Source organism: Streptomyces sp. NP160, from assembly GCF_006335115.1.
Classification (GTDB): Bacteria; Actinomycetota; Actinomycetes; order Actinomycetales; family Quadrisphaeraceae; genus Quadrisphaera.
The window spans coordinates 1-11958 of sequence record NZ_VDMJ01000010.1 but is presented as its reverse complement, the minus strand read 5'-3'; the positions used below and the strand labels follow the sequence as shown (position 1 = coordinate 11958).

Genomic DNA, 11958 nt, shown 5'->3' with positions numbered 1-11958 from the left:
CGGACGGGAGGCGCCAGGTGCCACTGCTGCGACGCGAGATCGGCGACGTGCTGCGCTCCGCCCGCCAGCAGCAGGGCCGGACCCTGCGCGAGGTCTCCGGCGCCGCCCGCGTCTCCCTGGGCTACCTGTCCGAGGTGGAGCGCGGCCAGAAGGAGGCCTCCTCCGAGCTGCTGTCGTCCATCTGCGACGCGCTGGCCGTGCCGATGTCCACCGTGCTGCGCGCTGTCAGCGACCGCGTGGCCGCTGCCGAGGGCCTCGCACCCCCGGCGTCCGCCGTCGCCACCGTCCCGGCCGCACCCGTCGCCGACCTGGGCATCCCGCCGGTGGTCATCACCCGCGACGGCCTCGTCAGCGCCGCCTGACCGCGCCGAGGGGCGCCTGCGGCGACCCGTCGTCCGTGGGTGTTGGCCCCGGCTGGCAGCGGGGGCAGTAGAAGGCGGACCGCTCCTGCGGCGCCCGGCCGATGGGGGCCACCCGCACCGCGGTGCCGCACCGCCGGCACGGGAGACCGGACCGGGCGTGGACGTACCCGAGGGAGCCGTGGGCGACGTCCTTCGTCCCGGCGAGCAGCAGCCGCCGCTCCAGCTCGACGAGCGCCCGCAGGGCGTCGTCGTCCAGCGCCTCCACCGGTGTCCACGGCGACAGCCCGCGCAGGAACAGGGCCTCGGCCATGAAGTAGGTGCCGACGCCGGCGAGGACGCTCTGGTCGAGCAGGGCCTCGCCCACCTCCCGCGCCGGCCGCGCGCGCAGCGCGCCCACCACCGCGGCCACCGCGTCCGGGCCCCAGGCGGGCCCGAGCACGTCCGGCCCGAGGTGGCCGACGAGCCGCGCCTCCTCGCTCGTCGGGACGAGGTCGAGCATCCCGAGCCGGTGGCCCACGGCGGTCCACTCGGCGTTCGCGAGCACCGCCCGCACGCCGTGCGCGGCCCGCGCGGTGCGCCACGGCTGCCCGGTGGCGTGGACGTGCCAGGAGCCCTCCATGCGCAGGTGGCTGTGCAGCGTGAGCGGCTGCTCGGACCCTCCACCAGGACCCAGGCGCACCAGCAGGTGCTTGCCCCGGCTGACCACCTCCGCCACCACCCGGCCCGTCAGGTCGACGGTGGCCAGCGACGGCCAGCGGAGGTCGCTCCGCACGACGCGGCGCCCGGCGAGCGCCGCGTGGAGGCGCTGGGCGGAGCGCCAGACGACGTCGCCCTCAGGCACGCACGTCGCCGCACTGGCGCAGCACCGTGACCAGCTCGCTCGTGACCGCGTCGAGCACGGCGGCGACGCCGTCGGCGCCGCGCGCCGCCAGGCCCCACCACGCGGGCCGGCCCACGAAGACGGCGCGAGCGCCCTGCGCCAGCGCCCACGCCACCGCTGCGCCGCTGCGGACGCCGGAGTCCGCGTAGACCTCGACCTCGTCGCTGACGGAGCGGACGGCGGCGACCACGCCGGGCAGCGCCGCCGCGGAGGTGACGGACTCCCCGAGCCGCCGTCCGCCGTGGGTGCTGACGACGACGCCGGCGGCCCCGGCCTGGGCGCAGGCGCGCGCGTCGTCGGGGTGGAGCACGCCCTTGACCACCACCGGCAGGCCGGTCCTCTCGGCGAGCCAGCCGATCGTGTCGAGGCCGACGTCGAAGGCCGGGGACGCGGCCCCCGCCTCCCTGTCGCCGAGGTCAGCGCTGGTCAGCGCTGTGAGCCGTGCGCGTCCCGGTCCCTGCGGCCAGGCGGTCGGCTCGATGCTCTGCTCACCGGGGCGCACGTCCGTCAGGGCCGTGGTGTCCACGGTGAGCACCAGCGCGGTGGCGCCGGCAGCGGCCGCGCGGTCCACCAGCAGCCCGGTGAGCGACCTGTCGCGCAGCACGTACACCTGGTACCACCAGGGCGCCCCGGCGGCCTGGACGGCGTCGAAGGGGACCGCGGTGTTGGTGGACACCCCGAGCAGCGACCCCGCCGCGGCCACGGCGCGGGCGGTCTCGGCCTCCCCGCGGGGGTGGGCGGCCACCTGCTGCGCCATCGGAGCGACGAGCACCGGGGTCCGCAGCGGCGTCCCGAGCACCGTCGTCGCCGCGAGCTCGGCGTCCGGCACCTCGCGGCCCTGCAGCACGCGGGGCACCAGCCGTGCCGCGGCCCAGTCCCGCAGCCCCTCGGCGTGGCACTGGCCGGCGCCGGCCGTCGCGGCCACGTACCCGGCCACGTGGGCGGGCAGCAGCGGCCGGGCCTGCGCCTCGAGCTCGGCGAACAGCGCCGTCGTCGTCGTGCTCATGCCAGGACCTCCTCGCACACGCGGAGCAGACGCTCCCTCAGCGGCGCCGCGGCCGCGGCCAGCTCGCGCTGGGCGGCGGCGTAGGCCGCCTTGCCGTCGCGGGTCTCGATCCGGATCGGGGCCAGGCCCGAGCCTGACACGTCGTACGGGGAGGCGCGCATGTCGACCTCCCGCGCGGACCGGGCGGCCTCGAAGCAGTCCAGCAGCAGGTCGCCGGGGCACGCGGGGCCCAGCGCGACCGCGTGGCGCAGCACGTCCATCGTCACGTGGACGCAGCCGGGCTGGTCGGACGCCGCCTGGGTCTCCCGCGTGAGCACCGCGGCGTTGCGGGGCACGGCCTCGGGGGTGAAGAAGCGGTAGGCGTCGACGTGGCTGCACCGCAGCGGGTGCGCCTCCACCACGGCGTCGGTGCCGGCCTGGCCCAGGCGCAGCGGCAGCGCGTGCCGGCGCCCCGCCGGGGACGCCCCGCCGGTGCTCGGACCGCCCACGGCGTCGCCGGAGCGGTAGACCATGGCCCACTCGTGCAGGCCGAAGCACCCCAGGTGCGGTGTCCGGTCCCGCAGGGCGCCCAGCAGCCGGTGGGTCGTCGCCACGGCGCGACCGCGGTCCGCCCCGAACCCCTGGACGTCGAGCGCGACGCGCCCGGTGCCCACCCGGACGTACCACCGCCAGTCCGCGTGCGGGGCGTCCGCGGCGTCCACCAGCACGGCGCCCGCGCCGGGGTGCCAGCGCCGCAGCTGGCCGGGCCGCAGGGAGTAGTAGTCGTAGAGGAAGTCGTCGACGGCGTCGACGGAGCCGGCCGACGCCCCGTGGGAGCGGCGCGCGCGGCGCCCGGCGGTGAGGGCGTCGGCGCGCGCACCGTGCGCCGCGGCGCGCTCGCGCCAGTCCGCCACCTCCACGGGTCCAGGATCGCTGACGTGCGCGTCGTCGACCTCACCCACCCCGTCACCACGGGCATGCCCGTCTTCCCCGGCGACCCGGCCGTCTCGCTGGCGCCCGCGCTGGACCTCGCCGCCGACGGGTGCGCCGTGACGTCGCTGCACCTGGGCTCCCACAGCGGCACCCACGTCGACGCGCCCTCCCACGTGGTGCCCGGCGGGCCCACGCTCGACGAGCTGGACCTGGCCCTGTTCACCGGTCCCGCGCTCGTCGTGGACGCCCGCGGTCACGCGCCCGGCGCCGCCGTGGGCTGGGAGCCGTTCGCGCCCCACGCCGGGGCCCTCGCGGCCGGCGCGAGCGGCACCCGCACCTCGCGCCCGGCACCGCCGGGCGCCTGCTGGCAGCGGGCGTGCGCACCCTCGGCGTCGACACCCTGAGCCCGGACCCGCTCCACCACCTGGACTTCCACCGGGCGTGGCTGGGCGCGGGAGGGGTCCTCGCGGAGAACCTCCGGGGCCTCGGGGAGCTCGCCCGGCTGACCGACCCGCAGGTGCACCTGCTCCCGCTGCGCCTCGCCCGCGGTGACGGCGCCCCCGTCCGGGCCGTGGCTACCGGCCGCTGAGCAGGGCGTCCTGCGAGGCCGCCAGGTGCTCGCGCACCGCCACCGGCCCGCGCTCGCGGACGTCGCGCAGGTAGGCGCGGTGCTGCTCGGCCAGCGCAGCGGGGGAGCGGTGCAGCTGCAGGTGGGCGGTGAAGAGCCGCACCTCCGCCCCCAGGGCGGCAGCCGCCTCGGTGAGCCGACGCGACCCGGCCACCGCCACGAGCGCCTCGTGCAGCGCCGCGTGCTCGCGCAGCACCGCCAGCGGCTCCGCCGCTGCCCCCCGCACGGCGCGCTCGAGGGCGTCCGCGCGCTCGTCCAGCACCGCGACCACCTCGGTGGGCCACGCGCTGCCCCAGCGCTCGCCCGCGAGCCTGACCGCCTCCGACTCGACGGCGCGGCGCAGGTCCTGCAGGGAGCGCACGTCGTCGTCGTCCAGCGCGGCCACCCGCACCCCGGCGAACGGGGCGGCGCTGGCCAGCCGCTCGGCCACGAGGGCTGCCAGCGCGGTGCGGACGGTGTGCCGGCTGGCGGCGTGCTCCTCGGCCAGCGCCTCCTCGCGCAGCGGCGTGCCGGGGGGCAGCTCGCCGGAGAGCACCCGGTCGCGCAGCACGGCGTGCAGGTCGTCGGCGCGGCGCGGGCTCACGCCGGCACCCTGGCACGGCGGGGCCGACGGCTCGTGGGGGCGGCGAGGACCGCCAGGCCCGTGGCGACCAGCAGCAGCGCGGCGGCCTGCGCCGCGGTGAGGTGCTCGCCGAGCACGAGCAGGCCGAGCAGGGTGGCGGTGAGCGGCTCGGCGAGCGTCAGCGTGGCCGCGGTGGGCGCGGTCAGCTCCCGCAGCCCCGTGGAGAACAGCACGTACGCCAGGGCCGTGGTGACCACTCCCAGCCACAGGGCCACCGCCAGGCCGCCCGCGCCGGCGGGGACCCCGGTCACGAGGAGCACCGGGACGCTCAGCACAGCGGCCAGGCCGAAGACCGCCCCGACGCTGCCGGTGGGGCCCCAGCCGGCGTCGAGGAGGCGCTTGGTGACCAGCGCGAAGACGCTGTAGCTGGCGCCTGCTCCCACCGAGGCCAGCAGGCCCAGCGGCGAGGCGGCGGCGTCCTCGCCGGCGCTGACGGCGAGGAGCGCCAGCCCGACGACGGCGACGGCGGTGGCGGCGGTCCACCGCCGACCGGGACGCACGCCGGTGAGCACCCACGCCAGCAGGCCCGTGACGAGCGGTGCGGACCCCAGCGCCACCACCGTGCCGACGGCGACGCCGTTGGTGCGGGTGCCGGCGAAGAAGAGCGGCTGGTAGGCGACCACCCCCACCGCCCCGACCACCACGACGCCCACCAGCCGCGCGGAGGGAGCGGTCACGCCGCTGCCGCGCCGCAGCAGCGGCCACGCCGCGACCGCCGCGAGCAGCGCACCGCCCACGGCGATGCGGGCCGCGCCGACCGCGAGGGGCGAGGAGCCGGACGCGCCGAGCGCCACCGCGGTGCCGGTGGAGCCGAAGCAGACGGCGGCGAGCAGCACGAGCACGACGGGACGCACCCCTGGATTGTTACACAATCCAAGGGTGCGTCCCCGGCGTCACGGGCCGGCGGGTGCCGTCTCCCGGTCGCGGCCGGCGGTCAGGTCCACCTCGCCGCGCGGGGACGGGACCACCGGGTCGCCGTTCTCGTCCACCTCCGGCGCCGGGGTCGGCTGCTCGCCGCGGGCCTTCTGCAGCCACCAGAACCCCGCCGCCACGAGGCCGAAGAGCAGGTAGCCCAGTGCCACGGCGGGAGCCGCGGCCCACCCGACCTGGGCGGCGTGGATGAGCCCGACGAAGCTCAGCAGGGCGCCCACCCCGCAGGCGACCGCCGCGGCGGCGAAGCGCCGGTCGATGAGGAACACGGTGATGGAGCCCATCACCATGCCCGCGAGCACGGCGCCGTGGCCGAGGGTGAGGAGGCCGTCGTAGACGACGCCGGCGCTGGCCAGCGCGGCGCTGCCGACCTGGGCGGCGCTGGTCCCAGCGGCGGCAAGGGCGTTGTCCACCAGGCCGGACGCCCAGGACGCCGCGTTCGGGACGATGGCGATGACCACCGCCGCCGCGTGGACCCTCGGGGTCGCGCGGAAGGCCTGGGCGCCGATGAGCAGACCGATGAAGAGCAGGATCGGCACGATGGCGGGCAGCGGCAGCAGGGCCGACAGCAGCCCGAAGAGGCCCAGGAAGCACAGCAGGCCGATGACCAGGCCGCTGGCCATGGAGTACCCCACCCGACCGCCGGCGGCCTTCCAACCGGGGTGCCCGATGTAGACGGCCGGGGGGAACGGGGACCCGAGCGCCGCGCCCACCACGGCGCCCGCGCCGTCGGCGAGGAGCACGCTGCGCAGGTCGTAGTCGTCACCGGCAGCCGCGGCGGACTCCACGTTGCTCATGGCCTCGGTGAAGTTGTAGACGCCCAGGGGGATGGCGGTGGCGAGCAGCGGGGCGAGGTCGGACAGCCCGGCGAGCAGCAGGTCGACGCGCTGGTGGGGCACGGCGAGGGCGATGTCCCGGGCGGCGGCGGTGACGTCCGGCACGGACATGTACCCGCCGATCCAGCCGATGGCCGTGCCGAGCAGCAGCGCCGCCAGCCCGACGGGCACCCCGCCCGGCAGACGCACCCCGGCGACGAAGCCGATGAGGATGACCGCCAGCACCGGCAGCCCGATCCAGGCGGCCTCCCAGATCTGGGCGGCGGGCCGCATGGCGATGAAGGTCAGGGAGATGCCCGCCAGGGTGCCGAGCATGGCCGCGCGCGGGGTGGCGCGGCGGATCCACGGCCCCACGAACGCGCCGATGAGCACGATGATCCCGATGACGAACGCCCAGGCCAGGCCCGCCTCCCACGCCCTCACGGGGTCGCCGGTCGCCAGGGCGATGGGCAGCATGATGACGAAGACGACGATGAACATGTGCGGCACGCTCGGCCCGTACGGCAGCGCCGTGACGTCCGAGCGGCCCTCGCGCTTGGCCAGCCGGAGCGCCAGGACCGTGTAGAAGACGTTGCCGAGCACCATCGCGACGCCGATGGCGGGCAGCACCGTGCCGAGCACGTCGTCGGCGGCGAGCCCGACGACGGCGATCATGAGCCCCGTCAGGGTGAGCACGTTGACGAGGATGTTGAACGCCAGCCCGAAGAAGGCGTTGGTGTCACCCCGGGTCCACAGGGGGACCCGGCTGGCAGTGGCGGTGCTCGACACGGCGGTGCTCGACATGGCGGGGCTCCTAGGCGACGGTCGCTGTGGCGGGGGACAGTGCGGTGACGACGGCGGAGGACGGCGCGACCCAGCCGAAGATCCCGCCCTGGGCGGCGATCATCTGGAGGCCGACCCGCTGGAACTCCGGGAGGTACGAGCCGACGCAGTCGGAGACGACGAGGCACTCGTAGCCGCGGTCGTTGGCCTCGCGGACGGTGGTGTGCACGCACACCTCGGTGGTGACGCCGGTGACGAGCAGCTGGGTCACCCCGGCGCCGGTGAGCAGCTGCTGCAGGTCGGTGGCGTAGAAGGCGCCCTTGCCGGGCTTGTCGAGCACCACCTCGCCGGGCAGCGGGGCGAGCTCGTCGACGATGTCGTGGCCGTGCTCGCCGCGCACGAGGATCCGGCCGTAGGGGCCGGGGTCGCCGATCCGCAGGCTGGGGGCGCCCCGGCGCAGCTTGGCGGGCGGGCAGTCGGACAGGTCCGGCTCGTGGCCCTCCCGGGTGTGGACGACGAGCATCCCGGCCTCGCGGGCCGCGGCGAGCAGGGCCGCCAGCGGCGGGACCACGCGGGCCAGCTGCCCGACGTCGTTGCCGAGCGACTCCCCGAACCCGCCGGGCAGGAGGAAGTCGCGCTGCATGTCGATGACGAGCAGCGCGGTGCTGCCCACCTCGAACGGGAACGGGCCGGGCTCGGCCGGGACGGTGGGCATCGGGCTCCTCCTCGGTGGGGCTCAGGCGGTCAGGGCGAGGTGGGCGCGCCACCCGCCGTCGGCGGTGATGTCGGTGGCGGAGGCCGGGTCGGCGCCAGCAGCGCAGGCGAGCCCGGCGACCGTGCGGCCGTCGGCCAGCTCGACCTCGCCGAGCTCGAGCACGTCGGGGACGCCGGTGAGGAACCCGGGCAGCTGGTCGGTGGGCACCGACCACACCTCCACCGAGATGCCGCCGCTGTCCTGCGACGGCGACCCGGCGTCGCGCAGCAGGGCCGGCACGCTGCGGCCGGCGTCGTCGTCGAACCGCAGCAGCCGGTAGCTGGGGGCGGTGCGCGTGGCGGTGACCAGGCGGGCGCCCCGCTCGGTCAGCTCGTGGTTGCGCGGGCCGCCGGCGAGGTGGTGCCCGGCCACGAGGAGGTCCGTCCGCTCGACCGGCGCCTGCGGCCCGAAGAGCTCCGCGAGCCGCTCGGCCACGTGGAGCACGGCCTCGTCGGCGAGGGCCGGGCCGAGCACCATGAGACCGACCGGCCGGCCGTCAGCGGTGGGTGGCGCGGGGACCACGGCGCCGCAGAGGTCCAGCAGGTTGCCCGACTGCGTGTACGTGCCGAGCGTGGTGTTGGTCGCCACCGGGTCGGCCAGCACCTGCTCGACGGTGAAGGTGGTGGGGATCGTGGGGAGGACGACGACGTCGACCTGCTCCCAGGTGCGGGCCGCTGCCGCCCTCAGCTCGGCGAGGCGGTACTGGGCGGCGAAGGCGTCGACGGCGCTGAAGCGGCTGCCGCTGTCGATGATGCCCGCGACGACGTCGAGGACGTCGTCGCGGTGCTCGGTGAGGAAGCTGGAGAACTCCAGGGTCCGCTCGGCCACCCACGGGCCGGCGTAGAGGAGCTCGCCGGCCTGGAGGAACGGGTCCGGGGTCACGGGGACGACGTCTCCGACGGCCTCCAGCGCCCCCGTCGCGGCGACGTGGGCGGCGCGAAGGTCGCCGTCGTCGTGCCCGGCGTGGCCGAAGGGGAGGTCGGCGGGGTCCGGCAGCCCGATGCGGACGCGCGGCGGGCGGGCCGAGGAGCGGGGCCGGCTCCAGGGGTCGCGCTGGTCCGGCGCGCTCGCGACGACGTCCATGACGCGGCGGAGGTCGTCGGCGCAGCTGGCGATGAGGGTCACGCAGTCGAGGGAGCGGCACGCGGGGACGAGGCCGACGGTGCTGATGAGGCCGCGCGAGGGCTTGTACCCGAGGACGGCGTTGAGGGCTGCCGGCACGCGGCCCGATCCGGCGGTGTCCGTGGCGACGGCGAAGGCGACGACCCCGCCTGCGACCGCCAGCGCGGAGCCGGAGCTGGAGCCGCCGCTGATGAGGCCGCCGCCGAAGGTGCTCCGCGGCACGGTGTACGGGGTGCGGGTGCCGTTGAGGCCGGTGGCGAACTGGTCGAGGTTGGTCTTGCCCAGGCACACCGCGCCGGCGGCCTCGAGGCGGAGCACGACCTCGGCGCTGGTGGTGGGCACGCCGCGCGAGTCGGCGTAGGCGGGGCAGGCCAGGGTGGTGGGGAGCCCGGCGACGTCGATGGAGTCCTTCACACCGAAGGGGACGCCGTACAGGGGGAGGCGGCGTGCGGAGGGGTCTGCCTCGAGGGCGGCGGTGCGGGCGAGGAGCACGTCGCGCTGCTGGACGGTGATCCAGGTGCCGTCGTCGCCGCGCTCGGCGATGCGGTCCAGCGCCTGCTCCACGACGGCCGCCGGGGTGGTGCGTCCGGCGCGGAGGTCGGCCAGCAGCGTCGCGGTGGTGAGCACGCGGTCGATTGCCGACAAACGTGGCGAGTGGCTGGTGACGCGCGTGGAACGGTCGTGTTACGTCTGTGTGCGCATCACAGCGGCAGGTAGGTCAGCTCCCCGTGGTCGCGCAGAGCGGCGAGCACCCGCTGGGGGTCGTCGGTCTCCAGCGCGTCGAGGAGCGCGTGGTGGCGCGCGAGGCCGCGCTCGGGGGAGGCGGCCTGGGCCTCCCGGCGGAGGTTGACCGCCATCGGGAGCTGGAGCTTCAGCAGCACCGGGGCCAGTGCCAGCTCGAGCTGGCGGTTGCCGGCCAGGCCGACGACGGCGGCGTGGAAGGCGCGGTGGGCGTCGTCCTTGGCGAGGGCGTCCCCGGCGTCCTCGGCGCGCTCCATCGCGGCCAGGTGCTCCCGGACGCGGGCGAGGGGGTCGGTGCCGGTCGCGCTGCCGGTCCCGCGGTCGCGCAGGGGCAGCGCCGACAGCACCGCGTACTGCTCGAGGGCGTGACGCACCTCGAACAGCTGGCTCACGTCCTCGGGGGACCAGACGGCGACGCGCGCACCGCGGCGCGGGAGGTGCTCGACGAGGCCCTGCTCGGCGAGGAGCCGCAGCGCCTCGCGCACCGGCGCACGGCTGGTGCCGAACCGGGCGGTCACCTGCTCCTCGACGATGCGCTCGCCGGGGGCGAGGTGCCCCGAGAGGATCTCCTCGCGCAGGCGCGCGGTGGCCAGCTCGACCAGGCTCGGCTGGGAGAGGCCCTCAGCCGCTGCGCTCACCGGGCGATCGTAGAGCGGCGCCGAGCGACGCGTCTGACGGCCAACCCGATCGCCAGCGCCGAGGCCACCAGCGCCACGAGCACCAGGACCGGTGCGAGCAGGGCGGACAGGGTCAGGGCGAGGCTCGCGCCGTCTTCCAGTGTCGAGGCGACGGGAGCTCCGGTGCCGACCGTCGTCGCGTTGACGGCGGCCCGTCCCGCGGACTTCGCGACGGTCACGACGAGGGCGACGACGGCGCCGAGGACGACGGACCACCACTGGCCGTCCCCGCTGGTGCTGGCGGTGCCCGCCCCGACGGCGATGCCACCGGCGGCCGGGCGCACCACGGCCCCGAGCACGTCGTTGAGGTGGTCGACGCCAGGGACCTTGTCGGCCACCACCTCCACCACCAGGAGGAGGGCGAGGACGGTGAGGGCGACCGGGTCGGAGAGCCACGACCACTCCGGCGGGAGCGGCACGAGGTCGGTGAAGCGGGCGAGCGCGCCGAGGAGGAGCAGCGGCAGGTACGCGTTCAGCCCTGCGGCTGACGCGAGGCCCAGGCCGACGAGCACCTCCACGCCACCATCCTGCGCGCTTCAGAAGGGTGGCGGCTCGGTGAAGCGCAGCGCGCTGCTGGTGGTCTTGGGCGGCCGGGGCGGTTGCACCCGCGGCGGCGGCGCCCAGGGGCGGTAGCGCGCGATCGGGTCGGTGTAGGGCTTCGGGCGGGTGATGTGGTCCAGGCCCAGCGGGGAGCGCCAGTGGGCGTGCCCAGCGCTGCAGCGCCAGTGCTGCCAGCGCGCCGACCACGGGACGCTGGCAGCACTGCGGGCATCCCCGGCGTGCTTGCGCCGGTGCCAGCGGCGGGATTTGGGGTCCAGGTTGCACCCGCACGTGCTGCCACCCTGACCGGGCAGGGACCCCCAGGGGGTGACGTGGTCCAGGTCGGCCCGGTGCGCGGGCAGGCGGTCACCGGGCCCGGTGGAGGTGCCCCACAACGCCGTCAGGTGACGGCGCAGCGCTTCGGGCGGGTCGTGCAGTCCACCACCGATGGCGCCCAGCGGGCAGGCGGCGGGGTCGACCGGCTCACAGGTCCCCGCGGTGCACGGGTCGCCGGGGTCACCGGCGAGGTCTTCAAGGTCGTCGGGCAGGTCGGGGCCCAGGCCCGCCGGTGGTGGTGGCAGCTGCTGCAGGGGCCGGCCCTTGAACAACCCCGGCCGTGCACCACCCGGTGGCTGGGCAGCCCCCGGTGGCCGGGCAGCCCCCGGTGCTGGTGAGCGGGTCTTGCCGAGGCCCGCACCAGCACCGGCGTCACGACCGGGATGGGTTCCGGCGCCGTCGCCGCCACGGGGAGCGCCGGATTGCGGGCCAGGGCCGCCGGCGTCGTCGGAGCCGGGACCACCGGTGTCGTCGGGCTCCTCGGAGCCGGGGTCGGGGTCACCGGGGTCGGTGAGCCAGGAAGCGGGGTAGGTGTGCCCGTCCACCGCGACCAGGTCCCCGGTGAACGGATCGGTCAGCACCCGCCGCAACCGGCACCGCCCCCAGCCCAGCACGGTGCGCACCAGCCACGCCGGCACCCACCCGTACCCCTCGATGTAGCCGGGGTCATCCTCCACCCCGACCAGCCCCGGCAGGCTGATGCGGATCTCCACGTTCGTGCCAGCAGTCCACCCCGCGCTGGTGGCGTCCAACGCCGCCGGCCGCGCACCGGCCAGGGCGCTGACCGCGGCGTCGAAGCAGTGAGCACCCAACGTGCGCTCATCAGGCTGATCAGGCTGATCAGGCTGGT

14 protein-coding genes are annotated in these 11958 nt (G+C 76.7%); 3 read left to right on the top strand and 11 right to left on the bottom strand.

Translation table 11 applies throughout. From position 1 onward, the window contains the following. The first annotated feature begins 17 nt into the window (after positions 1 to 17). Entirely contained in the window at positions 18 to 362 is a 345-nt protein-coding gene (locus FHN55_RS07510) for a helix-turn-helix transcriptional regulator (protein WP_257570775.1), read from the top strand. Here the strand turns inward: FHN55_RS07510 and FHN55_RS07505 are convergent. Genes FHN55_RS07505 through FHN55_RS07495 form a run of 3 tightly spaced genes read right to left on the bottom strand, consistent with a single transcriptional unit; the run spans position 349 to position 3147 of the window. Then, positions 349 to 1203, bottom strand: coding sequence for a DNA-formamidopyrimidine glycosylase family protein (locus FHN55_RS07505; protein ID WP_139711700.1), 855 nt, complete (start codon positions 1201 to 1203; stop codon positions 349 to 351). The genes FHN55_RS07510 and FHN55_RS07505 overlap by 14 nt on opposite strands. Then, entirely contained in the window at positions 1196 to 2248 is a 1053-nt protein-coding gene (locus tag FHN55_RS07500; protein ID WP_139711699.1) for an alpha-hydroxy acid oxidase, read from the bottom strand. The genes FHN55_RS07505 and FHN55_RS07500 overlap by 8 nt, the downstream gene beginning before the upstream one ends. Then, the gene (locus tag FHN55_RS07495) at positions 2245 to 3147 is read right to left on the bottom strand and encodes a 3-methyladenine DNA glycosylase (RefSeq protein WP_218974436.1); all 903 of its coding nucleotides are present in this window, start codon (positions 3145 to 3147) and stop codon (positions 2245 to 2247) included. The genes FHN55_RS07500 and FHN55_RS07495 overlap by 4 nt, the downstream gene beginning before the upstream one ends. Positions 3148 to 3165: 18 nt before the next feature. On the opposite strand from FHN55_RS07495, the gene FHN55_RS07490 reads away from it, so the two are divergent. Beyond that, a complete protein-coding gene (locus tag FHN55_RS07490) occupies positions 3166 to 3564 on the top strand; it encodes a cyclase family protein (protein WP_257570774.1) in 399 nt (132 codons plus the stop codon). Continuing rightward, on the top strand, positions 3537 to 3749 hold the full coding sequence (locus FHN55_RS23645; RefSeq protein ID WP_257570773.1) for a hypothetical protein: 213 nt from the start codon (positions 3537 to 3539) through the stop codon (positions 3747 to 3749). The genes FHN55_RS07490 and FHN55_RS23645 overlap by 28 nt, the downstream gene beginning before the upstream one ends. Here FHN55_RS23645 and FHN55_RS07485 read toward each other — a convergent pair. The 8 genes from FHN55_RS07485 to FHN55_RS07450 form a co-directional block, all read right to left on the bottom strand. Next, positions 3736 to 4371, bottom strand: coding sequence for a GntR family transcriptional regulator (locus FHN55_RS07485; RefSeq protein WP_139711697.1), 636 nt, complete (start codon positions 4369 to 4371; stop codon positions 3736 to 3738). The two genes, FHN55_RS23645 and FHN55_RS07485, sit on opposite strands and share 14 nt — an antisense overlap. Further along, positions 4368 to 5264: a DMT family transporter gene (locus tag FHN55_RS07480; RefSeq protein WP_139711696.1), complete on the bottom strand. Its 897-nt coding sequence runs from the start codon at positions 5262 to 5264 to the stop codon at positions 4368 to 4370. The genes FHN55_RS07485 and FHN55_RS07480 overlap by 4 nt, the downstream gene beginning before the upstream one ends. Before the next feature lie 39 nt (positions 5265 to 5303). After that, positions 5304 to 6959 (bottom strand): regulator, encoded by a 1656-nt coding sequence (locus FHN55_RS07475; protein WP_218974435.1) that lies wholly within the window; start codon positions 6957 to 6959, stop codon positions 5304 to 5306. A 10-nt stretch (positions 6960 to 6969) separates the two neighbouring features. Further along, positions 6970 to 7653, bottom strand: coding sequence for a cysteine hydrolase family protein (locus FHN55_RS07470; RefSeq protein ID WP_139711695.1), 684 nt, complete (start codon positions 7651 to 7653; stop codon positions 6970 to 6972). Between the two features lie 21 nt (positions 7654 to 7674). Next, positions 7675 to 9441, bottom strand: a complete 1767-nt coding sequence (gene atzF / locus FHN55_RS07465; RefSeq protein WP_218974434.1) for an allophanate hydrolase — start codon at positions 9439 to 9441, stop codon at positions 7675 to 7677. A 74-nt stretch (positions 9442 to 9515) separates the two neighbouring features. Beyond that, on the bottom strand, positions 9516 to 10193 hold the full coding sequence (locus FHN55_RS07460; protein ID WP_139711693.1) for a GntR family transcriptional regulator: 678 nt from the start codon (positions 10191 to 10193) through the stop codon (positions 9516 to 9518). Beyond that, positions 10190 to 10750, bottom strand: a complete 561-nt coding sequence (locus FHN55_RS07455) for a DUF4126 domain-containing protein (protein WP_139711692.1) — start codon at positions 10748 to 10750, stop codon at positions 10190 to 10192. Before FHN55_RS07455 ends, FHN55_RS07460 begins: the two co-directional genes overlap by 4 nt. Positions 10751 to 10768: 18 nt before the next feature. Next, a complete protein-coding gene (locus FHN55_RS07450; protein WP_139711691.1) occupies positions 10769 to 11920 on the bottom strand; it encodes a hypothetical protein in 1152 nt (383 codons plus the stop codon). Positions 11921 to 11958 lie beyond the last annotated feature (38 nt).